General features: G+C 70.7%; 23 protein-coding genes. 6 read left to right on the top strand and 17 right to left on the bottom strand.

The genetic code is table 11. From position 1 onward, the window contains the following. Nucleotides 1-94 precede the first annotated feature (94 nt). Complete coding sequence (locus ACODT0_RS29080; RefSeq protein ID WP_489042902.1) at nucleotides 95-1,141, bottom strand: FecR family protein; 1,047 nt, start codon at nucleotides 1,139-1,141, stop codon at nucleotides 95-97. Nucleotides 1,142-1,229: 88 nt separating this feature from the next. After that, the gene (locus tag ACODT0_RS29075; RefSeq protein WP_057590277.1) at nucleotides 1,230-1,733 is read right to left on the bottom strand and encodes an RNA polymerase sigma factor; all 504 of its coding nucleotides are present in this window, start codon (nucleotides 1,731-1,733) and stop codon (nucleotides 1,230-1,232) included. 240 nt (nucleotides 1,734-1,973) lie between these two features. Here ACODT0_RS29075 and ACODT0_RS29070 point away from each other — a divergent pair, with 240 nt between their 5' ends. From ACODT0_RS29070 to ACODT0_RS29055, 4 genes are all read left to right on the top strand, one after another. Next, complete coding sequence (locus tag ACODT0_RS29070) at nucleotides 1,974-3,083, top strand: extracellular catalytic domain type 1 short-chain-length polyhydroxyalkanoate depolymerase (protein ID WP_261205709.1); 1,110 nt, start codon at nucleotides 1,974-1,976, stop codon at nucleotides 3,081-3,083. Nucleotides 3,084-3,110: 27 nt separating this feature from the next. Further along, nucleotides 3,111-4,148 carry a PAS domain-containing sensor histidine kinase gene (locus ACODT0_RS29065; protein WP_057590279.1) on the top strand — a complete coding sequence of 346 codons (1,038 nt, stop codon included), beginning with the start codon at nucleotides 3,111-3,113 and terminating at the stop codon, nucleotides 4,146-4,148. A gap of 16 nt (nucleotides 4,149-4,164) precedes the next feature. Further along, nucleotides 4,165-4,797 (top strand): response regulator, encoded by a 633-nt coding sequence (locus ACODT0_RS29060; protein WP_057590280.1) that lies wholly within the window; start codon nucleotides 4,165-4,167, stop codon nucleotides 4,795-4,797. 155 nt (nucleotides 4,798-4,952) lie between these two features. Continuing rightward, on the top strand, nucleotides 4,953-7,382 hold the full coding sequence (locus tag ACODT0_RS29055; protein WP_489042901.1) for a DUF6351 family protein: 2,430 nt from the start codon (nucleotides 4,953-4,955) through the stop codon (nucleotides 7,380-7,382). Between the two features lie 15 nt (nucleotides 7,383-7,397). On the opposite strand, the gene ACODT0_RS29050 is transcribed toward ACODT0_RS29055, so the two are convergent. From ACODT0_RS29050 to ACODT0_RS29030, 5 genes are read right to left on the bottom strand one after another with little or no spacing between them, the layout of a single operon-like run. Beyond that, on the bottom strand, nucleotides 7,398-8,225 hold the full coding sequence (locus ACODT0_RS29050) for an amidohydrolase family protein (protein WP_261205704.1): 828 nt from the start codon (nucleotides 8,223-8,225) through the stop codon (nucleotides 7,398-7,400). A 28-nt stretch (nucleotides 8,226-8,253) separates the two neighbouring features. After that, entirely contained in the window at nucleotides 8,254-9,255 is a 1,002-nt protein-coding gene (locus tag ACODT0_RS29045; protein WP_296735991.1) for a hydroxyacid dehydrogenase, read from the bottom strand. A gap of 32 nt (nucleotides 9,256-9,287) precedes the next feature. Beyond that, nucleotides 9,288-10,328, bottom strand: coding sequence for a LacI family DNA-binding transcriptional regulator (locus ACODT0_RS29040; RefSeq protein ID WP_489042900.1), 1,041 nt, complete (start codon nucleotides 10,326-10,328; stop codon nucleotides 9,288-9,290). A gap of 57 nt (nucleotides 10,329-10,385) precedes the next feature. Further along, on the bottom strand, nucleotides 10,386-12,329 hold the full coding sequence (locus ACODT0_RS29035) for a TRAP transporter large permease (protein ID WP_479669886.1): 1,944 nt from the start codon (nucleotides 12,327-12,329) through the stop codon (nucleotides 10,386-10,388). Nucleotides 12,330-12,334: 5 nt separating this feature from the next. Further along, the gene (locus ACODT0_RS29030) at nucleotides 12,335-13,375 is read right to left on the bottom strand and encodes a TRAP transporter substrate-binding protein (RefSeq protein WP_057590285.1); all 1,041 of its coding nucleotides are present in this window, start codon (nucleotides 13,373-13,375) and stop codon (nucleotides 12,335-12,337) included. Nucleotides 13,376-13,823: 448 nt separating this feature from the next. On the opposite strand from ACODT0_RS29030, the gene ACODT0_RS29025 reads away from it, so the two are divergent. Next, nucleotides 13,824-14,369 carry an HD domain-containing protein gene (locus tag ACODT0_RS29025; RefSeq protein ID WP_489042899.1) on the top strand — a complete coding sequence of 182 codons (546 nt, stop codon included), beginning with the start codon at nucleotides 13,824-13,826 and terminating at the stop codon, nucleotides 14,367-14,369. Here the strand turns inward: ACODT0_RS29025 and ACODT0_RS29020 are convergent. After that, a complete protein-coding gene (locus tag ACODT0_RS29020; protein ID WP_489042898.1) occupies nucleotides 14,329-15,237 on the bottom strand; it encodes a helix-turn-helix domain-containing protein in 909 nt (302 codons plus the stop codon). The genes ACODT0_RS29025 and ACODT0_RS29020 overlap by 41 nt on opposite strands. Nucleotides 15,238-15,362: 125 nt before the next feature. Here ACODT0_RS29020 and ACODT0_RS29015 point away from each other — a divergent pair, with 125 nt between their 5' ends. Further along, a complete protein-coding gene (locus tag ACODT0_RS29015; protein WP_489042897.1) occupies nucleotides 15,363-16,193 on the top strand; it encodes an alpha/beta fold hydrolase in 831 nt (276 codons plus the stop codon). On the opposite strand, the gene ACODT0_RS29010 is transcribed toward ACODT0_RS29015, so the two are convergent. From ACODT0_RS29010 to ACODT0_RS28970, 9 genes are all read right to left on the bottom strand, one after another. After that, a complete protein-coding gene (locus ACODT0_RS29010) occupies nucleotides 16,169-17,740 on the bottom strand; it encodes an MFS transporter (RefSeq protein WP_489042896.1) in 1,572 nt (523 codons plus the stop codon). The two genes, ACODT0_RS29015 and ACODT0_RS29010, sit on opposite strands and share 25 nt — an antisense overlap. A 75-nt stretch (nucleotides 17,741-17,815) precedes the next feature. Then, entirely contained in the window at nucleotides 17,816-18,448 is a 633-nt protein-coding gene (locus ACODT0_RS29005) for a PqiC family protein (RefSeq protein ID WP_489042895.1), read from the bottom strand. Continuing rightward, complete coding sequence (locus tag ACODT0_RS29000; protein WP_057597468.1) at nucleotides 18,445-20,097, bottom strand: PqiB family protein; 1,653 nt, start codon at nucleotides 20,095-20,097, stop codon at nucleotides 18,445-18,447. Before ACODT0_RS29000 ends, ACODT0_RS29005 begins: the two co-directional genes overlap by 4 nt. Then, entirely contained in the window at nucleotides 20,094-20,807 is a 714-nt protein-coding gene (locus tag ACODT0_RS28995) for a paraquat-inducible protein A (RefSeq protein ID WP_057597467.1), read from the bottom strand. The genes ACODT0_RS29000 and ACODT0_RS28995 overlap by 4 nt, the downstream gene beginning before the upstream one ends. Continuing rightward, nucleotides 20,804-21,442 carry a paraquat-inducible protein A gene (locus ACODT0_RS28990; RefSeq protein WP_057597466.1) on the bottom strand — a complete coding sequence of 213 codons (639 nt, stop codon included), beginning with the start codon at nucleotides 21,440-21,442 and terminating at the stop codon, nucleotides 20,804-20,806. The genes ACODT0_RS28995 and ACODT0_RS28990 overlap by 4 nt, the downstream gene beginning before the upstream one ends. Nucleotides 21,443-21,462: 20 nt before the next feature. Then, nucleotides 21,463-22,902 carry an MFS transporter gene (locus ACODT0_RS28985; protein ID WP_057597465.1) on the bottom strand — a complete coding sequence of 480 codons (1,440 nt, stop codon included), beginning with the start codon at nucleotides 22,900-22,902 and terminating at the stop codon, nucleotides 21,463-21,465. Further along, entirely contained in the window at nucleotides 22,902-24,119 is a 1,218-nt protein-coding gene (locus tag ACODT0_RS28980) for a multidrug effflux MFS transporter (protein WP_489042894.1), read from the bottom strand. The genes ACODT0_RS28985 and ACODT0_RS28980 overlap by 1 nt, the downstream gene beginning before the upstream one ends. Before the next feature lie 71 nt (nucleotides 24,120-24,190). Beyond that, nucleotides 24,191-25,486: an LLM class flavin-dependent oxidoreductase gene (locus ACODT0_RS28975; RefSeq protein ID WP_489042932.1), complete on the bottom strand. Its 1,296-nt coding sequence runs from the start codon at nucleotides 25,484-25,486 to the stop codon at nucleotides 24,191-24,193. A 52-nt stretch (nucleotides 25,487-25,538) separates the two neighbouring features. Then, nucleotides 25,539-26,238, bottom strand: a 700-nt coding sequence (locus ACODT0_RS28970; protein WP_489042893.1) for an SDR family NAD(P)-dependent oxidoreductase, incomplete at its 5' end; no start/stop codon positions are given.

Here is a 26,238-nt window from a genome sequence, read left to right as displayed (position 1 = left end):
GATTTCGAATACAAATGGTTCTCATCTGGGTTGACGCACGATGGGCGGGAAATACCGTAGCCCCGCCGAAAATTTTTTTGGGCCCGCGCTTGTCTCAGTGCGCGGCGACCAGCTCGGTGACCGCGCCCGCGTCTTTCAGCCGCACCGGCAAGGCGCTCGGCAGCGCGCGGCGCAGGGTGCGCGGATCGCGCGGATCGAAGGTGCCGGTCAGCCGCAGCGCCGCCACGGCCGGATCGTTCACCACCAGGCCGGTGCTGCCGTAGCGCTCGAGCTCGGCCAGCGCGCGCGCCAGCGGCGTGTCGACGAAGCTCAGCCGGTGCTCGCGCCAGGGCGCGATGCCCTCGGCCGGCACCGCCGCCACCGTGCCGAGCAGGCCCTGGGCATCGCTCTCGAGCTGCTGGCCGGCGACCAGGAAGACCGCCTCGCGCAGGCTCGCGGCCGAGGGCGCGGCCCAGGCACCGTCCCCGGTACGGTCGCGCCGCGCCACGCGCACGCGGCCCTCGTCCACCGACACCCGCGTGCCGTCCGCGCCGTCGATCCCCGGCGTGTGGCGCACGGCGAAACGGGTGCCCACCACGCGCACCTCCAGCGGCCCGGCCAGCACCGAGAACGGCCGCTGCGCATCGGACTGCACGGCGAACACCGCCTGTCCCTCGAGCAGCCGCACCTCGCGCCGGTCGCGGAACAGCTGCACCTCGATGCGGGTCGCGGTGTCGAGCCGCAGGCGCGTGCCGTCGGGCAGCGGCAGTTCGAGCTGCTGGCCGCGCCGGGTGGCGAAGGCCTGCACGAACACCGGCTGCGCCTGCAGCTCGCGCCAGCCCAGGTAGCCGGCGCCGACGGCCATGCCGGTGGCCGCCAGCGCCAGCGCCGGTTTCATGAAGCCGCGCCGCGTGGGCGCGGCCGCGCGGCCCGCGAAGCCTTCGCGCCAGCCGGCCACGGTCGCGGCCGGGATCGCGTCGACGGCCCGCCAGCGCGATTCCCAGGCACGCCAGGCCTCGCCGCGGCGCGAATCGGCCACCAGCCAAGCCTGGAACTCGCGCTCCTCGCCCGCGCTCCAGCCCTCGCGCTGGCGGCGCACGAACCAGTCGAGCACCTGCTCTCGCAGGCGCGATGCGTCTTCCGGTGGTGGCGTCGAAGTCATGTGGCGAGGGCGTCCCTGGGGATGGAGACGCACGAGCGGGCGCCAACCCTGTAGGACGCGGTCTCTCTTCGGTTCATCGTGGCTGCGTTCATTTCCCGTCGCGCTCCAGGCAGTCCCAGCAGGCGGCCATCGCGATGCGCAGCTGCATCTCGACCGTGCGCACCGAGATGCCCATGCGCTCGGCGACCTCGGCATACGAGAGCCCGTCGAACTTGTAGAGCACGAAGGCCTCGCGGCAGCGCGGCGGCAGGCCGTCGATGGCGGCGATCATCGCGGCCAGCCCCTGGCTCGAGGCCAGCGCCGCGTCGGGCTCGAAGCTCGCGGGGCCCATGCAGTCGTCGGGCTCGCCCAGGCCGTCCTCGGTCGCGGCGTCCGCCAGCCCGGCGCGCACGCTGCTGCGCCGGTGATGGTCGGTGACCAGGTTGCGCGCGACCCGGTAGAGCAGCGCGCGCGGATCGCGCACCACGCTGCCCGCGCGCTGCGCCTCGTAGACGCGCGCATAGCTCTCCTGGGCGAGGTCGGCCGCGGTGGCGCGGTCCGGCACCTTGCGGGACAGGAAGTTCAGCAGTTCGCGGTAATAGCGTTCGAACACGGGCGCGCCGGCACCGGCAAGGGTGGGTCGAAGTCCAGGAGGCAGGTTGGCTTCGACGCGGCGTGGCTGACCTGAGGCGGTTCAAGGGAAGGCGGGGAGCGCGGATTATCGCGGGCTTTCCGGACGGGATAACCCCGGGGCGCAATCAGAAACTTCCGATGGCCGCCACCGGGGCCGCCCGCCTCCAATAGGCGGCGTGCTGCGCGAGGCACGCGATCCACAACATCCAAGGAGGCCCCCATGTCGTCGAACCGGACCCGGCAATTCATCCGCCTGCTGCTGGCGCTGCCCCTTCTGATCGCATCGCTCGGCTTCGCGGGACCCGCGGCCGCCGGCCAATGGAAGGACGGCCTCTACATCGCCGGCTGGCCCTTCCTGCTGAACACCTACGCCTACAAGGTGTGGCTGCCCTCGGGCTACGACGCCAGCCTGCTCGCGGGCCGCAAGCTGCCCGTGATGCTGCTGCTGCACGGCTGCACCTCGGACCCCGAGAACATGGCCGAGGTCAGCCGCATGAACGAGCTGGCGGACCGCGAAGGCTTCATCGTCGTCTATCCGCGGCAGCCGATCCTGCGCAACCCGATGCGGTGCTGGAACTTCTACCAGCCCGAGAACCAGGCGCGCGACTCCGGCGAGCCGGGCGCGATCCAGGCGATCCTGCAGGAGGCGATGAACACCTATTCGCGTGTCGTGGACCGCAACCGCGTCTACGTCGCGGGCATCTCGGCCGGCGGCGCCATGACCGCGACCATGGCGGCCTGCTACCCCGAGGTGTTCGCCGCCGCGGCGGTCCATTCGGGCGGCATGTACAAGGCCGCCACCGATCCGCTGCACGGCCTCGAGACCCTGCTGACCGGCAGCAGCGCCGACCCCGACGTGCGCGGCCAGGATGCCTGGGAGTGCGGCGGCAGGCGCGCGCGCCTGATGCCCCTGCTGGTCTTCCACGGCACGGCGGATGCCGTCGTCAATCCGAAGAACGGCAAGCAGGTCGCGCAGCAGTTCGTGCAGCTCGACGACATCGCCGACGATGCCAGGGACAACGATTCCGTGCCGTTCCAGAGCCCGGCGGGCCAGGTGTCCTACGACGACGGCTTCAAGCGCAATCTGCCCAGCAGCACCGAATCGATCGCCGGCACGGCGGACAAGCATGCCTACCGCAAAGAAAGCTACCTGAGCGCCGACAAGACGAAGATACTGGTCCAGATGTACACCATCGACGGCATGAACCACGCCTGGAGCGGCGGCAAGCCCGGCATGCTGTTCAGCGATCCCCAGGGCCCCGACGCCTCGCGCATCACCTGGGACTTCTTCAAGGCCTACACGCTGGACGGCAATGTCGCGCCGCGTTGAGCCGCCACCGTTGGACTGAAGCAGGCCATGGCGCAGGACCCCTCGCTGCCCGACATCCCGTTCCATGCGATCGTCGAGCAGTCGCTGGCCGGCATCTACGTGCTGCAGGACGAATGCTTCGCCTATGCCAACGCCACCTGGGCCGCGCTGGTCGGCTACACGCCGCAGGAGATGATCGGCGCGCACCTCGATCGCTTCGTCCCGCCCGACTTCCTGCCCGAGGTGCTCCGGCGCTACCACCTGCGGCTGGACAGCAATCCGCCCAGCCTGCGCTTCATCACGCGCGGGCTGCATCGCGACGGCCGCACCATCTACATCGAGGTGCACGGCACGCGCATGATGTTCGGCGGCCGCCCGGCCGTCATGGGCGTCGGTGTCGATGTCACCCAGCAGTTGCGCAACGAGCAGGAGCTGCGCACCTCGCAGCAACGCCTGCGCGACCTCGCCGCCCACACGGCACGCACGCTCGAGGAACAGCGCCAGAGCTTCGCGCGCGACATGCACGACGTGCTCGGCGGCATGCTCACCTCGATCAAGATGGACGCATCGCGCGTGCTCAAGCGCAGCGAGGGCGAGGAGACGCGCGCGCTGGTCCAGGGGATCCTGGGGCTGACGCAGCAGACCATCGACGCGGTGCGCAGCATGTCCGAGGCCCTGCGCCCGAGCGCGCTCGACCACCTCGACCTGTCGGTCGCCGTCCGGCGCGACCTGCAGGAGTTCTCGCGCCGCCATGGCATCGCGCACCGGGTCCAGGCGCAGGAGATCTCGGCGCGCCTGTCGCCCCGTCGCGCCCTCGCCGTCTACCGCATCTTCAGCGAGGCGCTGACCAACGTGGCGCGCCATTCGCAGGCCATGCTGCTCGAGGTCGCGCTGGAGCCCGCCGGCGACGAGCTCGTGCTCGCCATGCACGACGATGGCCAGGGCTTCGACCCCGCGACGGTGGCCGGCCCCGCGCTCGGCCTGCTCGGCATGAGCGAGCGCGCGCACGAGATCGACGGCACGCTGCGCATCGACGCAGCGCCCGGCCAGGGCACGCGGCTGGAGCTGCGCGCTCCCCTGCTCTAGCAACGGGAGACGGCCCATGATCGACCTGCTGATCGTGGACGACCACGCCATCTTTCGCTCGGGCCTGCAGCGGCTGATGCTCGACGAGAGCGACATCCGCGTGGCCGGCCAGGCCAGCAACGTCGGCCAGGCGCTCGAACAGCTCCAGCAGGGCCGCTTCAGCCTGGTGCTGCTGGACATCAACCTCGAGGGCCGCAGCGGCCTCGACCTGCTGGCCTCGATCCGCATCAAGTGGCCGCGGCTGCCGGTGCTGGTGCTCTCGATGTATCCGGAGACGCAGTACGCGCTGGTGGCGATCCGCGAAGGCGCCAACGGCTATGTCGCCAAGGACGCCGAGCCCGCGGAGCTCATGGGCGCCATCCGCCAGGTGGCCGCCGGCGGGCAGTACGTGGGCCACCGCATCGCCTCCCAGTTGCACGAGCAGGCCGTCGGCCTCGACACGCGCCCGCCCCACCAGCGGCTCACGATGCGCGAGCACCAGATCATGCTGATGCTGCTCAAGGGCATGTCGCTGACCCACATCGGCGAGGAGATGCTGATCAGCGTGAAGACCGTCAGCACCCACCGCGCGAACCTGCTCGAGAAGCTCGGCGTGGCGAGCACGGCCGAGCTCGTGCTCTACGCGGTACGCAACGGCCTGATCCATTGAGCCCGAGTCCTGGCGCGCCCTTGGGCAAACACCTACCCCTGATCGGAATAGTCTGATCGCCGCGCGAAGCCGCGCTGCCTAAGCTGGCGGCGGCACGCGGCTGGAGGACTCCGGTGGGTCTTCGACGCGTGCCGCATCGACAAGGAAAACAACGGATGACATCGAGACAAAGCCGGACCGTGGCGCCATGGATCGCCGCGGCCTTCGTGCTGCTGGCCGCGGGATGCGGCGGCGGCGGAAGCAGCAGCGCCTTCCTTCCCCTGCCGCCAGCGGGCGGCGGAACGACCGCCCCCGCGGCCGCGAGCCTCAAGGTGCTGTCGACGCGCGCAGACATGGTCAGCGGCGGATCGGCGCTCGTGGAGGTGGTGCTGCCGCCGTCCGCGAACCGGTCGAGCCTCAAGGCCAGCCTCGGCGGCACCGATGTCTCCGGTGCCTTCAAGCCCAACGGCCAGGGGCGCATCCTCGGCCTGGTGAGCGGCCTCGCGATCGGCACCAACAAGCTGACGGTGGCCGCCACCGACAGCTCCTTCGCTGCGGCGGCGCTGGTCGTCACCAACCATCCGGCGCAAGGCCCTGTGTTCTCGGGCGTCCAGTCCCTGCCCTACGTTTGCGCGACGCCCGCCGCCACGCCCGGCGACGCCACCACGCCCGCGACCAATGCCAGCGGCCTGGCCGGCAGCGCGACCGACGCGCAATGCGCGATCGCGACGCAGCGGCGCCTGTTCTACCGGACCCTGACGCCCGTCTCGGTCGCGGCGGGCGACGGCGGCTGTTCCTTCGTGCTGCCCGACCCCTCGCCCCCGGCCCCCGGAACGCCCGCCGCCACGCCCGCGAACTCCTGCTTCCAGCCTTACGAGGCGGCGAGCACGCCGCTCGTCAAGGTCGCGAAGACCCGGCCCGACGGCCTGGCCGAATCGGTGCCGTACATCGTCCAGATCGAGCGCGGAACGATCAACCGCGGCATCTACGACATCGCGGTGCTGATCGACCCGACGCGCGCCTGGAACCCCGCCGACCCGCAGCCCCAGTGGAGCGGCAAGGTCGTCTACTCCTTCGGCGCCAGCACCGGCCAGCCGCGCCTGCAGTTCCGCAGCTCGCAGAACTGGGCCGACGACGCGGCGCTGTCGCGCGGGATGATGGTGGTGGCCAACGGCCTGACCGACTCGGCCTACAACGCCAACCACGTGCAGCACACCGAGACGGTGATGATGATGAAGGAGCACATCGTCGATACCTATGGCGAGATCAAATACACCATGGGCAACGGCTGCTCGGGCGGCTCGATCATGCAGAACACCACCGCCTCGATCTACCCGGGCCTGCTCGACGGCATCCAGGTGCAGTGCGACTACAGCGACACCACGACCACGGCGACCGAGGTCGAGGACTGCGTGCTGCTGGTGAACTACTACGCCTCGCCCACGTGGAAGGCGCTGGTCGCCGGCATGTCGCCCGCGCAGGTCAACGCACGCAAGGCCGCGATCAACGGGCACCAGGACCAGCTCGGCTGCCATTCGTGGAACAACGCCTTCGGCCCCTTCTTCAAGCCCGGCAACTACGTGATCCAGGCCGTGATCGACGCCGACGGCAACATGGCGCCCTTCGGCGCGCCGAGGAACAACTGCGGCCTGCCCGCCGCGCTGGTCTACGACGCGAAGACCAATCCCGCCGGCGTGCGCTGCACCGACGTCGATGCCGCGATCCCCGTCTGGGGCACGGCGCCGGGCACGCGCCGCGCCAACCTCACGTACGACAACACGGGCATCCAGTACGGCCTGAAGGCGCTGCGCTCGGCCGCGATCACGCCCGAGGAGTTCGTCGTGCTCAACGAGAAGATCGGCGGGCTCGATGCCGACAACGAACGCTCGCCGGCCCGCTCTGTGGCCGACGCGGCGGCCCTGCCCATCGCCTACCGCTCGGGCAACGTGGGCAGCGGCCTGAACTTCTCGAAGCTGCCGATCATCGATGCGCGCGGCCGCGACGAGACCGGCATCCACCACACCTGGCGCAGCTTCTCGCAGCGCGACCGCATCGACGCGGACGCCGGCGGCCATGGCAACCAGGTCATCTGGCGCTTCGGCCCGGGGCTGGCGGCCTCGGCGTCGATGACGCTCGACTCCTTCCTCGGCATGGACGCCTGGCTCAGCGCACTGAACACCAGCGCGCCCAAGGCCTTCGTGAACGATGCGCGGACCCAGCAGCAGGTGGTCGCGGCCAGGCCGCGCTCGGTGTTCGACTTCTGCTACCTGTCGAGCGATGCGACGCAGACCACCAAGGTCACGGACCCTGCCGTTTGCGACGCCGATCCGGGCCTGGTGCTGCGTGCCTCGCCGCGCCAGGTCGCGGGCGGCGCGCGCACCGAGAACATCCTCAAGTGCCAGCTGAAGCCGATCGCCGCGGCCGACTATGCGCCCTCGACCCTGAGCGATGCGCAGCTCGGCCGGCTGCGTGCCGTCTTCCCCGACGGCGTCTGCGACTTCGCCAAGCCCGGCGTCGGCCAGCAGCAGCCCGCGGGCCTGCTCGACTACAGCGCGGTGACTGGCGGTGTCGTGCTGCCGGCCGCGCCGGTGTCCTCACCGCTGTAGCCGAACGCGCGAGGCTCAGGCCGCGAAGCCGTAGAGCGCGGCCGGGTTGTCGACCAGGATGCGCCGGCGCGTGTCCTCGCTCGCGGCCCACGAGAACAGCAGGTCGTACAGCGGCGCGCTCTCGGGGCGCGGATCGCGTCCCGGATGCGGCCAGTTGCTGGCCCACAGGCAGCGCTCGGGAAAGGTCTCTGCCAGCGTGCGCGCGAGCAGGCTCACGTCGTCGTAGCCGGGCGCGCCGCTTTTCGAGGTCTCGTAGGGCGCCGAGAGCTTGATCCACACGCGGCCCGCGTCGATCACGCGCAGCAGCGACTGGAACGAGGGATGGCTGGGCGCCACCGGCTCGAGGAACTTGCCGTTGTGGTCGAGCACCAGCCGGCACGGCAGCTTCCTGAGCACCTCCTCGTGCTCGGGCATGGTGCGGCCGTCGAGCTGCAGGTTGATCATCCAGTCGGCATCGGCCATGCGCGCGGCCATGCCCGGCAGCGACTCCCAGCCCAGCACGCCGCCGATCATCATGTAGCGCACGCCGCGCATGCCGCCCGCATGCAGGCGCGCGATCTCGGCGTCGGGCGCATCGGGCGCCAAGAGCGCGATGCCGCGCGCCGCCTCGCCGAACTGCGCCAGCGCATCGAGGGTGCAGCGGTTGTCGAAGCCGTAGCCCGTGGGCTGCACCACCACCGCGCGCTCGATGCCCAGCGGCTGCTGCACCTGCTCGCGGTAGGCCGACACCGGCGAATGCGGCGGCACCCAGGCGACGTTCGGGATCAGCGGGAAGCGGTCTTCGTAGATGTGGACGTGGCAGTCGCAGGCGCCTGCATAGCGCGCGTTCCGGGTCGGTTCCATGGAGGCTCTCGGTGGATGGGGAAAGGGATCAGGCCGGCACGCCGAAGGCCTGGCGCCAGCGATGGGCCTCGGTGGCATTCACCGCGCCCTTCGGCACCCGGCCCTGGAAGATCTCGGCCAGCTGCGACACGGTTTCCATCGCCTGGTGCTCGACCGCGGGCGGCGTGAGGCCGCCGATGTGCGGCGTGGCGATCGCACGCGGATGGCGCGCCACCGCGGGCGACGGCATCTGGTCGGGCGCGCGGCCCACGTCGAGCGCGCAGCCCGCGATCGTGCCGGCATCGAGTGCCGCGACCAGCGCGTCCTCGTCGACCAGGTTGCCGCGCGCGGCATTGATGAAGAAGGCGCCCGGTTGCATCGCCGCGAAGGCCGCGGCGTTCATGAGGTTCTCGGTGTCTTCGGTGGCCGCCGCGAGGCAGACCACGAAGTCGGACTGCGCGAGCAGCTCGCCGAAGCCGGCCTGCGCGATGCCGGGCTGCGCCACCACCGCGAAGGGATCGTGCACCACCACGCGCATGCCGAGCGCCTGCGCGACGGTGCAGAGGTAGCGTGAGATTTGCCCGTAGCCGATCACGCCGAGCGTGGCGCCGCGCAGCTCGCGGCCCATGGCGGGCGGCACCGGCAGGCCCGCGTGGTAGAGCGCGGTGGAGGTGCTGATGCCGCGCGCGAGGTCGATCATCGCGCCCACGATCCATTCGGACACCGAGGCGATGAAGCCCGCGCTGGCCTGCGTCACCAGCACGCCGTGGCGGCTCGCGGCGGCGAGGTCGATGTTGCGGATGTCGATGGCGCAGCGCACGAAGGCCTGCAGCTTCGGCAGCGCGGCGAACAGCGCCTCGTCGCCCACGGTCTGGCGGTAGGAGACGATGGCGTCGCAGTCGCGCGCCAGCTCGGCGATCTCGTGCGACGAGAGATCGCGGTCCTCGGGATTGAAGCGCACCTGCGCGAAGGCGCGCAGCGCGTTGCTGGCGCGCTCGCCGAAGTAGTGGGCGAGCTTGCTCTGGGGATGGCTGACGAAAACCGTGGTCATGGACAAGGCAGGAAGAAAAGAAAAAGGCGGCCTCAGCCGCGCGGCGGCGCCACCGAGTCGCGCGCCACCAGCGTGGGCGCGAACAGGAACTCGCCCGCGGGCAGCGCGCCATCGGCCAGGCGGCTCATCACGCGCTCGACCATCACCTGCGCCATCTCGGGCACCGGCACGCGCACCGAGGTCATCGCGGGGTACATCAGGGTGGAGAGGAACACGTTGTCGATGCCGACCACCGACACGTCGTCGGGCACCGCGAGCCCGGCATCGCGAAAGCCCGCCATCAGGCCGTAGGCCAGCAGGTCGTTGACGCCGACCACGCCGGTGGGCCGCTCGGGCAATTGCGCGAGCTGGCTGGCCTGGGTGCGGCCCAGCTCGCTCATCATCGAGTCGCCGTACTCGTCGACCGGCAGGCCCTCGACCACGCGCGCGCTGCCCTCGAGGCCGGCCGCCCCCGCGGCCGCGAGAAAACCCTGAATCTTCTCGTTGCGGCTCATGGTGCGCCCCGATGGCGTGACGAAGGCCAGCCGCCGGTGGCCCCGTTCGATCAGGTGCGCGGTGGCGATGCGCGAGGACTCGAAGCTGTCGACCGTGACGTGGTCGATCACCGAGGCCTCGCCGGGCGTGGCGCGCCGGTCGTAGCTCACCACCACCAGGCCGCGCTCGGCCGCGGCCTCGACATGCTGCTCGTCGATCAGCGAGGAGATGATGATCACGCCGCGCACGCCGTGCGCCATCAGGTCCTCGAAGAAGCGCGCCTCGCGTTCCTTCTCGCGGTAGGTGTTGCCGATCATGATGCGAAAGCCGTAGCGCTCCTGCGCCAGCGCCTCGACCTCGCGCGCGATGAAGCCATACATCGGGTTGGCCATCGAGGGCACCAGCAGGCCGAGCAGCGGCGTGTGGCCGGTCTTGAGCTGCCGCGCCGAGGTGTTGGGCCGGTACTTGAGTTCGCGGATGGCGTCCTGCACCCGCTCGAGGGTGGCGGCCGCCATGCGGTCCACGCGGCCATTCAACACGTTCGACACGGTGCTGGTCGAAACGCCCGCGCGCTGGGCGACATCGCTGATTCTGCTCACGGTTTTCGGGGTCCTTTCGGGTTCATCGCGGTCCTGCGGTCCTGCGGTCGTGCCTCGTCACAGCCCCATGCGCGTGGGCAGCCAGACCGAGAAGGCCGGCACCAGCACCAGCAGTACCAGGGTGACGAACAGCACCGCGAGGTATTTCATCATCGGCCGCGCCACGTCCTTCACCTGGGTGCCGGTGATGGCGCAGGTGGCGAACAGGCCCAGCCCCACCGGCGGCGCGAACAGGCCGAAGCCCATGGCGATGACCATCACGGTGCCGAAGTGCAGCGGATTGACGCCCAGCTGCGCCGCGATCGGTGTCAGCAACGGCCCGAAGATGATGAGCGCGGGCGCGCCCTCGAGGATGGCGCCGAACACGATCATGATCAGCACCGAGAGCATCACGAACATGGTGCTGCCCCATGCGTGCGCGAACTCGATCATGAACGACGACAGGTACTGCGGGATCTGCTGGATTGTCAGCGCAAACGAGAGGCTGGAGGCGGCCGCCACGATGAAGAGGATGCTGCCCGCCATCGAGGCCGAGCGCACGAACAGGCGCGCCACCGACGACCAGGTGAGCTCGCGGAAGGCCAGCCAGCCCACCACCAGCGCGTAGACCACGGCGAAGGACGAGACCTCGGTCGAGGTCGCGACGCCCGAGGTCACGCCCTTGCCGATCATCGCCACCATCACCAGCGCGACCAGCGCGCCGCCGAGCAGTCGGAACATGGGCGTGCGCACGTCGAAGGCCTGGTCGGGGTCGATGCGCGCGCCGACGTAGATGGTGACCGCGGCCAGCGAGAGCGCGAGCACCACGGCGGGCACGAGGCCGGCCATGAACAGCCCGGCGATCGAGATGTTGGCGACGAAGCCCATGATGATCATGTTGATGCACGGCGGGATGGTCTCGGCCATCACCGCGGTGCAGGCCAGCAGGCCGGCGGTCTCGTTCGGGTCCTGCTTCGTCTTGCGCACGGCCGGCATGATGATGCCGCCGACCGCGGCGATGTCGGCCAGCTTGGAGCCCGAAACGCCCGAGAAGAAGGCGGTGGCCGTGATGGTGATCAGGCCCAGGCCGCCGCGCAGGCGGCCGAACATGCGCAGCAGCAGCTCGATCAGCCGCGAGGACATGCCGTTGGATTCCATCAGCAGGCCGGCCAGCACGAAGAAGGGAATGGCGAGCAGCACGTAGTGGTCGGTGCCGGCCATCACCTGCTGCGAATAGACCAGCATCGGCAGCGAGGGATCGGCCATGAAGAACACCAGCGACGAGAGCGCGAGCACGAAGGCGATCGGCACGCCGAGCATCAGGCCGCCGAGGAAGCCGGCGGTCAGCAGCATCCAGGGCGCGATGGCGTGGCCGGGCACGAAGGCGTTCCAGCCCACGACGGCGGCGGTGAGCGCGATGCCGACGGCCAGGGTGCTCCACACGCGCCGTGCCGGTCCGTTGACGGCATTGGCGAGGCCGAAGAGCGTCATGAACAGGCTGCCGATGACCACCGGGTAGACGTAGATCCACTGCGGCAGGCCGATCGGGGTGGTCATGTTGTAGGCGTCGAGCAGCAGCTCCCACGAGGAGACGAGCAGGCTGGCCGAGACGCCGACCACGATCCAGTTGCCGAACTGGATCAGCGCGGGCTGCCAGCGCGCGGGCAGCAGGCCGCGAAACAGGTCGACGCCCACGTGCTGGCTGCGCGCGAGCACGGTGGCGGCACCGAAGAAGACCTGGATCACCATCAGCGCGCGCGCGACCTCCTCGGCCCAGTCGAAGGGATCGTGCAGGAAGTAGCGGAACACGACCGAGACGAAGACGATGAGAACATCGATCGCGAGCACGACGCCGGCCACGTTCTCCATGGCGCGCGTGAGCCAGGCGAGGCCGCGGCCCGCGGGGTGGGCGGTGCTGAAGCCCAGGGCGCGCGGATCGTGGCCATGGCCCGCGGCCGGCAGCGGCGACACGGGCGGCAAAACGGGCGTGACCGGAGCCATCGGAGGCAGGACGCTGGACATGCCGGTCAGGCGCGGGCGGCGTTGATGGCGGCGAACAGCGGCCCGGTCTCAGGATACTGCTTGGCGAAGGCCGACCAGAGCCTGGCCTCCATCTCCTTGCGCACCTGGTCGCGCTCGTTCTTCGCCATCGGCGTGAAGCTCAGGCCCAGCTTCTTCAGTTCCTCGATGGCGCCCTGCCCTTTCTCGGCGCCGATCTGGCGCTGCTGCGCGGTCGATTCGGCCGCGGCCTTGAGGAAGGCCGGGCGCAGGTCGGCCGGAATGCGGTCCATGGCGCGGCGCCCGGCGATGCAGACCATGGGGCTGAACAGGTGCTCGGTCATCCAGCAGTGCTTGACGACCTCGTTGAGCTTGCTCGCGAGCACGGTGGCGGCATCGTGCTCGAAGCCGTCGACGACGCCGGTCTGCGCGGCCATGTAGAGCTCGCCGAAGGAGATGGGCGTGGGGATGGCGCCCATGATCTTGAAGGTCTCGATGAAGGCGGGCGTGGGCAGCACGCGCAGCTTGACGTTCTTCACCTCGGCCAGCGACTTCACGGGCTGCTTGGTGTAGACGTTGCGCGCGCCGTAGTGCTGGCCCCAGGTGATGACCTGGCAGCCGGTGCTCTTGACGAGCATGTCGTTGAGCTTGGCGCCGACGCCTCCGTCGAGGGCCTTGGCGACATGCTCGTAGCTGTCGAACAGGTAGCCGAGGTCGAGCATGCCGAACTGCGGCGTGACGGTGGCCCAGATCGAGGAGCCGGTGAGCATCATGTCGATGGAGCCGACCTTGACCTGCTGCACGACGTCGCTTTCCTTGCCGAGCTGGTTGTTGGGAAAGTAGTCGATGCGGATGCGCTCGCCGACGGCCTTCTTGAGGTTGACCTGCATGAGCTGGTTCCACGCGAAGTGCGAGGAGTTGAGGTCGGCGACGTGCGAGGACGACAGGCGCAGCGCGACGGTCTTGTCCTGCGCGGCGACGAAGGGCGTGAATCCCGTGCCGGCGGCCGCCATCGCGAGCGGCAGGGCCGACGATGACTGGACGAAGCGGCGGCGTGAAATCGAGGTCATGGCTTGTCTCCTGTGGGTCGGAACGCCCGTTTGGTGCCGTTTGGTGGAACGATTTACTGTATCGATACACAAGACGGGCGGCAATGTGGTTTCGGTAGGTGTTTTCCTTCGTAAACGGCGGTTTTTTGCGGCGCTGTGGACGCGTGCACAGGACAGCGGGTACTTCCCTCCGCGAATGTCCCCCGGCCTTCGGCCTCCTCCTTGATTTCGCTGCGGGAAGCACCCACTGCCCTGTGCACGGAGGCGCAGCAGTTGTGCGGGCCGGTTCACCCGCCCTGCCCCAGGCTCACGTCGACGGGGTACTCCCCGCAGCGAAATCAAGGAGGAGCCGAAGGCGGGGGACATTCGCGGAGGGGAGTACCCCGTCGGCGTGAGCCCGCCCCCGACCTACGGCAACACGGCCCCCACGCCATTGCCACAGAACACACGACCCGCTAGGGTTGTCCATATGACCCCAGAGACCTCCCCAGAGACCTCCCCAGACGCCGCACGAAGCTACGCCATCCAGATGCACGGCGACCAGAAGTACGGCGTGCACCCCTACGTCCATCACCTCGATGCAGTGGTCGCGCTGCTGCGGCCCTATGGGGAACAGGCGCAGGTCGTGGGCTTCCTGCACGACGTGGTGGAAGACACCGACGCCACCGTGGCCGACATCGCAGAACGCTTCGGCACCCTGGTGGCGGGTTGCGTGGCGCTGCTGAGCGACGCGCCCGGTGCCAACCGCAAGGAGCGCAAGGCCCGTACCTATGCCGCCATGTCGCATGTGAAGGGAGAGCAGGAACTCGCGCTGACCGTGAAGGCCGCCGACCGCCTGGCCAACGTGCGCGCCTGCGTGGCCGATGGCCATCGCGACCTGTGGGAGACCTACCGCGGCGAGCACGCCACCTTCAAGGCCGCCGCCTACCGGGCCGGCCAGTGCGATCCGCTCTGGGCCGAGCTCGACACCCTGCTCAGCGACGCCGCAGCGCCTGCGCGTAGGCCGACGGCGTGAGGCCCAGCTCGCGCCGGAACGCGCGCGAGAAACCGGAGGCGCTCGCGAACTGCAGGCGCCATGCGATCGCCTCGATGCTCTCCTGGCCCGCCGCCAGCAACGACTTCGCGAGCTCGAGCCGCAGGCTGCCCAGGTACTGATGCGGCGTGCGGCCCGTCGAGGCCTTGAACGCGCGCACGAAATGGAAACGGCTCAGGCAGGCTTCGCGCGCCATGTCCTCGAGAGACAGCGCGCGTTCCACATGGGCCTGCAGATAGGCCTGCACGCGCGCCAGCCGCGCGGGCGACAGCCCTCGGCCCGCCGTGGCGGGACTGGCCGCCGGCGCGCCCGTGTGCCGGTGCCCGATGCGCGCCAGCAGCGCATGGCCCAGCGTGTCGAGCAGCAGTTCGCCGCCGCTGCTCTCCTGCCTCAGCTCCTGCGCCATCGCCAGCCCGATCTGCGCCACCAGCGGATCGGCCAGCCCGCCCGCGTAGGGCCAGTCGGCCAGCGCCGTGCGCGCCGCGAAGTCAGGGTCGAGCCTGTCGTCGACGTAGAAGTGCAGCAGCTCCACGCCCTCGCCCTGCAGCCGCAGATGGTCGACCGGCACCCCGCCCGGGCAGATGCAGAAGCGGCCCGGCTGCGCCTCGAAGTGCTGCTCGGCCTCGCCGTCCGCGCGCCGCGACACCCGGCCATGGCCCGCGATGCCGATCGCCACCTCGGTCACCGGCTGCACGAAGCCGGGCGCGTCGACCGCCGCGTGCCGGCGGATCTCGGCGCCGAAGCCGCGCCAGGGCCGCGCGAACGAGTCGGCGAGCGCGAGGCTGCCGGCCGCCGCGTACTTGGCGCCGTAGCTGGACGATGCGGCAGGAAGAGCGGTCGCGTGGTTCACTGAGCAATCCCGGACAAGAACAGAGCAAGCGCGGAATCCTACGAACGGCGGGCCGCCGGTACAACCTCGCAGACCCCGACGCGGCGTCCCGGCCCCACCCCATCGATCACCTCGGAGACATCCCCATGCCCTTCCTGTCCCTGCCCTTCCACCGCCTGCGCTACGAAGACACCGGCGGCCACAAGCCCGCGCTGGTGTTCTGCCACAGCTTCGGCATGCGCGCCGAGATGTTCGCGCCGCAGCTGCGCCACTTCGCCGCCACCCACCGCTGCATCGTCTGGGACCAGCGTGCCCATGGCGAGAGCGCGGCCGAGCATCCCTTCGGCTTCTGGGACTCGGCGCGCGACCTGATAGCGCTGCTCGACCACCTGGGCATCGACCGCGCCGCGGTGGCCGGCACCAGCCAGGGCGGCTTCGTCGCGCTGCGCGCCGCGCTGCTCGCGCCTTCGCGCATCGCCAGCGTGGCGGTGTTCGGCTCCTCGATCGATGCCGAATCCGAGGTCACGCGCGAGGCCTACCGCGCCCTGGTCGCCGAGGTGCAGGCCTCGTCCTTCGAGGCGCCGCCGCTGCAGGCGATCGAGGCCATGGCCCATGTCTGCTTCGGGCCGGACTTCGACGCTGGCGCCTGGAAGCGCTCATGGCAGTCGTGGAACCCGGTGCAATGGCAACTGGCCTTCGACGCGCTGGCGGGCCGCGATGCCATCGCGCCGCTGGTGGGCGCGCTGCACATGCCGGTGCTGGTGATGCACGGCACGCGCGACAACGCCTATCCGATCGAGGTCGGCCGCCGCATCGCCGCGGCCATCGCGCAGGCGCGCTGCGTCGAGGTCGAGGGCGGGCAGCACTTCCTGAGCATCACCGATCCCGACGTGGTGAACCGCACGCTGGCCGCCTTCCTGGCCGAGCATGCGCAGCGCGCGCCCGAGCGGCTTCAGCCGGCCTCAACGTCGGCCTGAGCGGCGCCCTTGCCGCCGATCATGCGCCACGCACTGACGGCGCTGAGCAGCGCCAGCCCGGCGCTCAGCAGCATCACCCAGCGGAATCCCGCCACGAAGGCTTCGGCCACCGCGCGCCGCAGGGTCTCGGCCGTGGCGGCGTCCACGCCCGGCGGCATGGCGGCCCCGGCGAGGCTGGCGCGCTCGCCTTCGAAGAAGGCCGTCACCTGCGCCGAGGCGCCCGCGGCCTGCAGCCGCTCGGCCAGCGCGGCATCGAAGGCCCAGGCCATGACCGCGCCGAACACCGCGATGGCCAGCACCGCGGCCGCGCGCGAGACCGCGTTGTTCACGCCCGAGGCCACACCCGCGAGGTCGGGGCCGACGGCATTCATCACCGTGGTGGTGAGCGGCGCCACGGTCACCGCCATGCCCAGGCTCAGCACCACCACGGCCGGCAGGAAGCCGCTCCAGTAGCTCGCGCCGACGCCGGGCAGCGCGAACAGCCCGAAGCCCACGGCCGCGATCGCGGGCCCGATCACCAGCGGCAGCCGCGGTCCGAAACGGTCGACCAGCTGGCCGGCCCAGGCCGAGAGCGCGAACATGACGAGGATGAAGGGCAGCAGCGCCGCGCCGGCCGCCGTGGCCGACCAGCCCTGCACCTGGATCAGGTTGAGCGGGAAGAAATAGAGGCCGCCGCCGAGCGCCGCGTAGAGCAGCAGGGTGAGCAGGTTGGCGCCGCTGAAATTGCCGCTGCGAAACAGCGAGAGCGGCAGCATCGGTGCGCGCACGCGGCGCTCGATGGCGACGAAGCCGACGCTGCCCGCGATGCCGATCGCCAGCGCCGCGCGCACGGCCGCCGAGGCCCAGCCCTGCGTGGGCGCCTCGATGAACGCATAGACGATGCCGCCGAGCCCGGCCGTGGCCAGCAGCGCGCCCCAGGGGTCGAGGCCGCCGCGGGCCGAGGCGCCGCGGCTCTCGGGCACGTGGCGCCAGCAGATCCACAGCACCAGCAGCGCCATCGGCACGTTGATCAGGAAGGCCCAGGTCCACGAGAAATGATCGACCAGGAAGCCGCCGAGCACCGGCCCCACGGCCCCCGTGATGCCGCTGAAGCCCGACCAGGTGCCGATGGCCTTGCCGCGCGCCTTCTCGGGAAAGGCCGCGCTGATCAGCGCCAGGCTGCCCGGCACCAGCATCGCGCCGCCGAGGCCCTGCACCGCGCGCGCGGCGATCAGCTGCTGCACGCTGGCCGCGAGCGCGCAGGCCACCGACGAGAACGCGAAGATCGCGACGCCGATCGCGAACACGCGGCGGCGCCCGAAATGGTCGCCGAGCGCGCCGCCCACCAGCAGCAGCGCGGCCAGCAGCAAGGCATAGGACTCGACCACCCACTGCGCCTGGAAGGCGGTGGCGCGCAGGTCGGCCTGGATCGCGGGCAGCGCGACGTTGACGACCGTGCCGTCGATGAAGGCCATGCTCGAGCCGACGATGGCCGCGGCCAGCACCCAGGGCCTGGAGGCCTCGGGGCAACCGGTGTCGTCGCCGGGCGTCTTGCCGATCTGTGCCATCGCTGGTCTCCGCTCCAGAGCATCGATTCGCCACCCGCCCTGCCCCGCCCCGCTGCTGGCGCGGGACGGCCGCCATCAAGGCGCGCAGGCGGTCGCCGACGGATTCGCGCGCGCGGCAGCCACGCTGCGCGCCATCGCCGCGGCCGCGGCCGCGGTCACGCGCTGGGCGCCCTGCGCCACCGCGTCCATGCCGGTGCCCACGGGTTCGCCGGCCTCGAAGCTGCACACCAGGGTGCGCGGCTCGTCGGCGCGCCGCAGGGTCCAGCTGAAGGCCGCTTCCACGCGCCCGCCGTCGACCGCGTCGAACTGCTTGAGCTGGGCCGCGATGCGCCACACCGGCTGCACATTGGGGCGGCCGCCCTTGCTGACGTCGAGCGCGCCCAGGCGCGTGGCGATGCCGCTGGCCAGCGCGTCGCGCAGCTCGTTCTCGAACGACGAAGCCCAGCGGTGCTGCTCGAGCACCTCGACCTGAACGCTGCCGCCGGGCTTGCGCACCACCATCTGCGGCCGGGCCAGCCTCTCGGGCACGGCCACGGGCGCGAGCTCGATGGCCAGCGGCACGCTGCCGCTGGCGGCGGGCGCGGCGATCTGGTCCGCGGGCACGCTGCTGGCAAGGGTGTAGTAGCTGTCGGGCTTGCTTGCGCAGCCCGCGAGCGCGGCCAGCACGGCGATGCCGGCGAGAAGGGTTCGGCTGTGCGTCTTCGTCATTTCTTGTCGTCCGGTTTGCCGCGCAGCAGCGATTCGGGATGGCGCTCGAGGTAGTCGGTCAGCACGCGCACCGAGCCGGCGGCGCGCGTGAGTTCCTGCAGCATCTGGCGCGTGTCCTGCTGCAGCGGCGAGTCGTCGGCCAGCGTGCGCTCGGCCGAGTTCACGGTCTTGCGCACATCCTTCATGGCCGCGGCCAGTTCGGGCGTCACGTCGTTGTTGATGCGGCTCACGGTCTGCTCGGTGGCGGTCAGCGTCTTGTTGAGCGTGGCCAGCGTGGTGCGCAGGTCCTGCGCGATCTGCTCGTAGGGCACCTTGTTGAGCTTGCTCGCGATCTCCTGCACCTGCGACTGGATCTCGTCGAGGCTGTTGGCCATGGTCGGCAGCTCGATCGGGCTCTTGCTCAGGTCGATCTTGGCGGGCGGCGCCTTCGGGAAGAAGTCGAGCGCGACGTAGACCGAGCCCGTGATCAGGTTGCCGTTGCGCAGCTGCGCGCGCAGGCCCTTCTCGGTGAGGAAGCGCAGCCGCTCCTGCTGCGAGAAGCGCGGCTCGTTCTCGCTCGCGCGATCGGTGCTGCGGCGGCGCAACCGGTCGGGGTAGATCTGCACCAGCACCGGCATGCGGAACTCGCGCTCGGCGCGGTCGAACTCCACGCCGATCGACTTGACCTCGCCGATCACCACGCCGCGGAAGTCGACCGGCGCGCCCGGCACCAGGCCGCGCAGCGACTGGTTGAAATACATCAGCAGCGTCTGCGAGGGACCGTCGGGCTCCTTCATCGCCGTGGTCTCGTCGGCCGCCAGCATGAAGGCCGTGTTCTCCTTCGCGAGCGGGCCCATGGCGTCGTCGGGCGCCTGGAACGCGATGCCGCCGAGCAGGATGGTCGCGAGCGACTGGGTGCGCAGCGTGAAGCCGCTGGCGCTGAGCTGCGCATCGATGCCGCTGGCCTGCCAGAAGCGCGTGTTGACGCCCACGAACTTGTCGTAGGGCGCGTTGACGAACACGCGCAGCGTCACGCCGCGGCCGTCGCCGTCGAGCTCGTAGGCCGCGACCTGTCCCACCTTGATGCGGCGGAAGTAGACGGGCGAGCCGACGTCGAGCGAGCCGATGTCGGCCGCGCGCAGCAGGAACTGCTGGCCCGAGTCGTCGCGCGTGACGATGGGCGGCGCCTCCAGGCCCTTGAACTCGCCCGAGGTCTCCTTCGACACGCCGGCGTCGGCGCCGATGTAGGCGCCCGACAGCAGCGTGTTCAGGCCCGAGATGCCCGAGGTGTCGAGCCGCGGCCGCACCACCCAGAAGCGCGAGTCCTCGGAGGTGAAGCCCTCGGCCTCCTTGTTGAGCTGCACCAGCACGCGCACGTGCGAGCGGTCGCGCGCCAGGCGCAAGCTCTGCACCAGGCCGATCTGCACGTCCTTGTACTTGACGGCGGTCTTGCCGGCCTCCAGGCCCTCGGCGGTCTTGAAGGTCAGCACGATCTCGGGGCCGCGCTCCATCAGGATGCGCGCCACCAGCATCACGCCGACCAGCGCGGCCACGATCGGGATCAGCCAGATCAGCGAGGGCAGCCACTCGCGGCGGCGCTTGACCTGCGGCCTCGGCAATGGCGGCGCGGACGGCGCCGGTCGGTCTTGCGGTCGTTCTTCTTCACTCATGCTGCTTGTTCTTCCCTGTTCTCGAAATTCTCTTGCACGGCCTGTGCCTGCCGGCTGTCCCAGGTGAGCTTCGGATCGAAGCTCAGCGAGGCCAGCATGGTCAGCACCACCACCGAGCCGAAGGCCGCGATGCCCACGCCCGCGGTGATCACCGCGAAGCCCTGGATCTGCACCAGGCCGGTCAGGAGCGACACCACGAACACGTCGAGCATCGACCAGCGGCCGATGATCTCGATGATGTGATAGAGCTTGGCCCGCTCGTGCTGCCGCCAGCTGCTGCCGCGCTGGGCCATCACCACGAGCAGGAACAGCACCGCCAGCTTGAACAGCGGCACCAGGAAGCTCGCGATGAAGACGATGGCCGCGAGCCCGTAGGCGCCCGAGACCCAGAAATAGATCACGCCGCTGAGGATGGTGTCGTACTGCGCCCCGAACAGCGTGCGCGTGATCATCACCGGCAGCAGGTTGGCCGGGATGTACATGATGCAGGCCGCGATCAGGAAGGCCCAGGTGCGCGTGAGGCTCTGCGGCTTGCGCGTGTGCAGGTGCGTGCCGCAGCGCCCGCAGGCGTCGCCCTCCTGCGCGTCCTGCCAGACGGCCGCGCAGTGCGGGCAGGCCAGCAGGCCCAGCGAGGCGGCGGTGACGACCGGCGGGTCGGCGGCGGGTTCCGGTTCGGGCGCGGGCGGCCTGCGCAAGGCGGGGAACTTCATGCGGAAGCCCCCTGCTCGTCCTCGTCGCCGGCGGCGCGGAAGGTCATCTCCCAGAACGCGCCGGGGTTGAACGACAGCACCGCCGTCAGCGTGACCGTGAGCGCCATGAAGGCCCACAGCGCCGGCCCCGCGACCACCGTCGCCATGCTCGAGAGCTTGACCACCGCCACCAGCACGCCGAGCAGGAAGACCTCGATCATTCCCCAGGGCCGCAGCGACTGCATCAGCCGCACCAGGATCGCGAAGCCCAGCGGCCGGTGCTCGCGCCGCAGCGGGATCAGCAGGTAGACCAGGATGCACAGCTGCAGCAGCGGGAACAGGATGGTGGTGGCCAGCACCAGCAGCGCCACCACCGACATGCCCTCGGCCCCGAGCACCACCACCGCGCCGGCCAGCGTGGTCTGGCTGCGCAGGCCCTGCAGCTCGATCTCGACGATCGGGAACAGGTTGGCGATCGCGAACATGATGAGGCTGGTCACGGTCAGCGGCAGGATGCGGCTTTCCTGCGCGCCCGGGTGGCGGCCGATCTCGGTGCCGCAGCGCGCGCAATGGGCCACCTCGCGCGGCTGCAGTTCGGCGCGGGCATAGACAGCGTCGCAGCCCGGGCATACCACCGTGTCAGGTACTTCCTTCATGGGGCCGTACCCTAACCTATTCAGCCCGCGTGTCCCGTCGTCCTGAGCCGCAAGCTGCTGAAGATTGCGGCGACACCGGCACAACAGCCGGCCAGCACCAGCGCCACCACCGGCCCGTGGCCGCCGTGCGGGCTCCAGAGGCTGAAGACGCCGGCCAGCACCACCGCGCCCAGGGTCTGGCCCGTGAGCCGCGCGGTGCCGAGCATGCCGCTGGCCGCACCGCTTCGGTGCGCGGGCGGCGAGGTCACGATGGTGTGGTTGTTCGGCGACTGGAACAGCCCGAAGCCCAGGCCGCACAGCGCCATGCGCCAGGCGATGTCGGCATTGACCGGGTGCGCCGGCAGCAGCGCCAGCGAGAACAGGCCGGCGGCCATCAGCCCCAGGCCGATGCCGCCGAGCAGCCCGTCGGGATAGCGGCCGATCAGCCGGCCGGCCAGCGGCGCCATCGCCACGATCGCCAGCGGCCAGGCCGTGATCAGCAGGCCGGCCTCGAAATGGCTGCGGCCGTAGACCTCGAGCAGCAGGAACGGCAGCGCGATGTAGGCCAGCATCTGGGCGCAGAAGGCCGCCACCGAGGTGCCCATGGAGAGCGCGAACACCGGGATGCGCAGCAGGTCGATCGGGAACAGCGGCACCGCGAGCTTGCGCTGCCGGCGCAGGTAGACGAAGCCCACTGCCACGCCGGCCAGCAGCGTGAGCCAGGCGCTCAGCGGCGGGCCGCCCGCCGCCACCCCGCCCTCGCGCACGCCCAGGCGGTCGACGCCGAGGAACACCAGCGAGAACATCAGCACGTTGAGCGTCACGTCGACCGGCGAGAAGCGCAGGCCCGCGGCCGGCGCCACGCGGTTGAACGGCAGCGCCTTCATGCCGAGCGCGAAGGTGACGATGCCCAGCGGCACGTTGATGGCGAACAGCCACGGCCACGAGGCCACCGACAAGATGGCCGCCGCCACCGAGGGCCCGGCCACCGACGAGGTGGCGACCACCAGCGAGTTGATCGCCATGCCCTTGCCGAGCTGCGAGGACGGATAGGTCAGCCGCACCAGCGCCGCGTTCACGCTCATGATGCCGGCCGCGCCCAGGCCCTGGAAGGCGCGCGCGGCGATCAGCGTGGTCAGCGAGTTGGCGAAGGTGGCGGCCGCCGAGGACAGCGTGAACACCGCCATGCCCACCAGGTAGACGCGCCGGTAGCCGACCAGGTCGCCCAGCGAGGCCAGCGGCAGCAGCATCACGAGGATGGCGATCTGGTAGGCGTTCACCACCCAGATCGACTGCGAGGCGCTGGCGTTGAGCTCGCGCGCGATGCCCGGCAGCGCGAGGTTGACGATGGTGCCGTCGAGCACCGAAACGATCAGCCCGAGGATGATCACCAGCATCGACCAGCGCCGCGCGGGCTGGTCGAGGCCATCGCTGACGCGCGCACCGCCCTCGGTGCCCAGGCTGGCCGCCACGCTGCTCATCAGGCCTCCTGCACCCGGCGCGCCGGTTGCGTGCCGCGCCCGCCGCCCAGCGTGAGCCAGGTCAGCACGCCGGCGATCAGCGCGCCCGCGGCCATGCCGGTCACCATCGGCAGCGGGCCGCCGTCGGTGAAGGCGCCCACCACCGCCATCGCCACCGCGCCGGTCAGCATCTGCAGCGTGCCCAAGAGCGCCGAGGCGGTGCCGGCGATGGCGCCGTGCATCTCGAGCGCCAGCACGCCGGTGGTCGGGATCACGAAGCCCATGAAGCCCGAGGCGATGAAGTACAGCACGATCATCACCCACAGGCTGTCGCCGCCCATGGCGTAGTAGGCGAACATGGCGACCATCGCCACGCCGCAGCCGGCCACGCCGAGCTTCACCAGCCGCGCCAGGCCGAAGCGCTCGCCGAGCGCGCCGTTGAACTGCGAGGCGCCGAAGAAGGCGGCCGCGTTCACGCCGAAGGCCACGCTGTAGAGCGCGGGCGACAGGCCGTAGTGGTCGATCATCACGAACGAGGAGTTCGCGAGGTAGGTGAAGAAGCCCGCCATCGCGAAGCTGCCGATGAACACCAGGCCCAGGTAGTGGCGGTCGCGCAGCAGCAGCCAGTAGGCCGAAAGCGCGCTGCCGATGCTGCTCTCGACGCGCTCCGAGGCCGGCCGGGTCTCGGCCAGCAAGGTGGCCATCATCGCGAGGCCGGCGACGGCCGCGACGGTCACGGCCCAGAACACGCCGCGCCAGCCCGTGATCGCGATCACGCCGCTGCCCACCAGCGGCGCGAGGATCGGCGAGATGCTGAACACCAGCATCAAGAGCGACATCAGCCGCGCGGCATCGGTGCCGGTGTGCAGGTCGCGCACCACCGCGCGCGGGATCGCCATGCCGGCCGCGGCGCCCAGGCCCTGGATGAAGCGCAGCGCGATCAGGGTCTGGATGTCGGTCGCCAGCGCGCAGCCCACGCTGGCGATCGCGAACACCGCGAGGCCCGCGTACAGCGGCGGCTTGCGGCCCACCATGTCGGAGACCGGCCCGTACAGCAGCTGGCCCGCGCCCAGCGAGATGAAGAAGGCCGTGAGGCTCATCTGCACCGCGCCGATGTCGGCGCGCAGGCTCTGGCCGATCGCCGGCAGGGCCGGCAGGTACATGTCGATGGCGAAGGGACCGATGGCGGAGAGCAGGCCCAGCAGCAGGGCCATGCGGAAGAAGGGAGAGGAACGCATTGGAGCGATTGTCGCCAATGCGCCGCCCGCGCGCCGGCGGCGCGCCCAGTGTCCCCTCGCCTCGCCCCCCGCTAATCTTGCGGAAAGAAACGGTTGGCCGGCCGCGGCAGGCCGAGGTTCTCGCGCAGGGTACGACCTTCGTATTCCTGCCTGAAGATGCCACGGCGCTGCAGTTCGGGCACCACGCGGTCGACGAAGGCATCGAGCCCGCCGGGCAGCCACGGGAACATCACGTTGAAGCCGTCGGAGCCCTCGCTCTCGAGCCATTCCTGCATCTCGTCGGCGATGGTCCGGGCGGTGCCGACGAAGGCCAGGCCGCCATAGCCGCCCAGGCGCTGCGCGAGCTGGCGCACCGTGAGGTTCTCGTGCCGGGCCAGCTCGATCACGCGCTCGCGCCCGCTCTGGCTCGCGTTGGTGGGCGGCACCTCGGGCAGCGGGCCGTCGGGGTCGAAGCTGGAGGCATCGTGGCCCAGCGCGATCGACAGCGAGGCGATCGCGCTGTCGTAGTGCACCAGGCTGTCGAGCTTGGCGCGGATCGCCTTCGCCTCGTCGACCGTGTCGGCCACGATGGTGAAGGCACCCGGCAGGATCTTGAGGTGCTCGGGGTCGCGCCCGAGCTTGCGCATGCGCGACTTGATGTCCGCATAGAAGGCGCGCGCGTTCGCCAGCGTGCCCGGCGCCGCGAAGATCAGTTCGGCCGTTTCGGCCGCGAGCTGGCGCCCGGCCTCCGAGGCGCCGGCCTGCACGATCACCGGCCAGCCCTGCACCGGCCGCGCGATGTGCAGCGGCCCGCGCACCGACAGGTGCTCGCCCTTGTGGGCCAGCACATGCAGCTTGGCCGGATCGAAGAAGCGGCCGCTGTCGACGTCGCGCACGAAGGCGTCGTCGGCCCAGCTGTCCCACAGGCCGGTCACCACGTCGTGGAACTCGCGCGCGCGGTCGTAGCGCGCGTCGTGCTCCATGTGGTCCTCGCGGCCGAAGTTCAGCGCCGCGTCGGGATTCGAGGTGGTCACGATGTTCCAGCCCGCGCGGCCGCCGCTCAGGTGGTCGAGCGAGGCGAAGCGGCGCGCGATGTGGAAGGGCTCGTCGAAGGTGGTCGAGGCGGTGGCGATCAGCCCGAGGTGCCGCGTGTGCTGCGCCAGCGCCGACAGCAGGGTGAAGGGCTCGAACGAGGTGGCCGTGTGGCTGCGCTGCAAGGCCTCGATCGGCATGTTGAGCAGCGCGAGGTGGTCGGCCATGAAGAAGGCGTCGAAGCGGCCGCGCTCCAGCGTCTGCGCGAGCTGCTTGAGCCGCTCGAAGTTGAAGTTGGCGTCGGGCCAGGCGCCCGGGTAGCGCCAGGCGCCGGTATGGATGCTGACCGGGCGCATGAAGGCGCCCAGGCGCAGTTGCTTGCGCGTGCTCACGGCCGGTCCCGGAACATCAGAAGGGCTCCTTGAAAGGCCGCAGGTCGAGTTCCTGCGTCCAGGCGCTGCGATGCTGGGCATGCAGCTGCCAGTAGCTCTCGGCGATGGCATCGAGCTGCAGCAGTCCGTCCTCGCCGGCCTGCGCGGCGCGCTGCGGCGAGCCGCTGCGCAGCCGCTCGCCGTCGATGCCGCCGTCGATCACGACATGGGCGACGTGGATGCCCTGCGGGCCGAACTCGCGCGCCAGGCTCTGGCTCAGCGAGCGCAGGCCGGCCTTGGCGGCCGCGAAGGCGGCGAACGGCGGCTTGCCGCGCAGCGCGGCGGTGGCGCCCGTGAACAGCAGGCTGCCGCGCCCCGCGGGCATGGCGCCTTCGAAGGGATTGGCCAGCAGGCCGCGCAACGCCTCGCGCGCGAACACGAAGCCGCCGAGCGTGCTGGTGCGCCAGGCCTGGGTGAACTGCTCGACCGAGATCTCGAGCGTGGGCGCGCGCGCCGCGCTGGAGGCGTTGAACACCGCCACCGACAGCGGCCCGAGCGCGCGCACGCGCTGGCCGACGCCGTGCACCTCGGCCTCGCTCGCCACGTCGGCCGCGAAGGCATGGGCGGTGCCGCCCGCGGCCGCGATCTCGGCGGCCACCGCCTCGAGCTGCTGCGGCGTGCGGCCGGTCAGCGCGACGACCAGGCCATTCTGCGCGAAGCGCCGCGGGGGGGGGGGG

The sequence above is a fragment of the Variovorax sp. FG153 genome (assembly GCF_057809595.1).
Note: the sequence above shows the minus strand (reverse complement) of the source record. Positions and strands in the feature narration are given on the sequence as shown.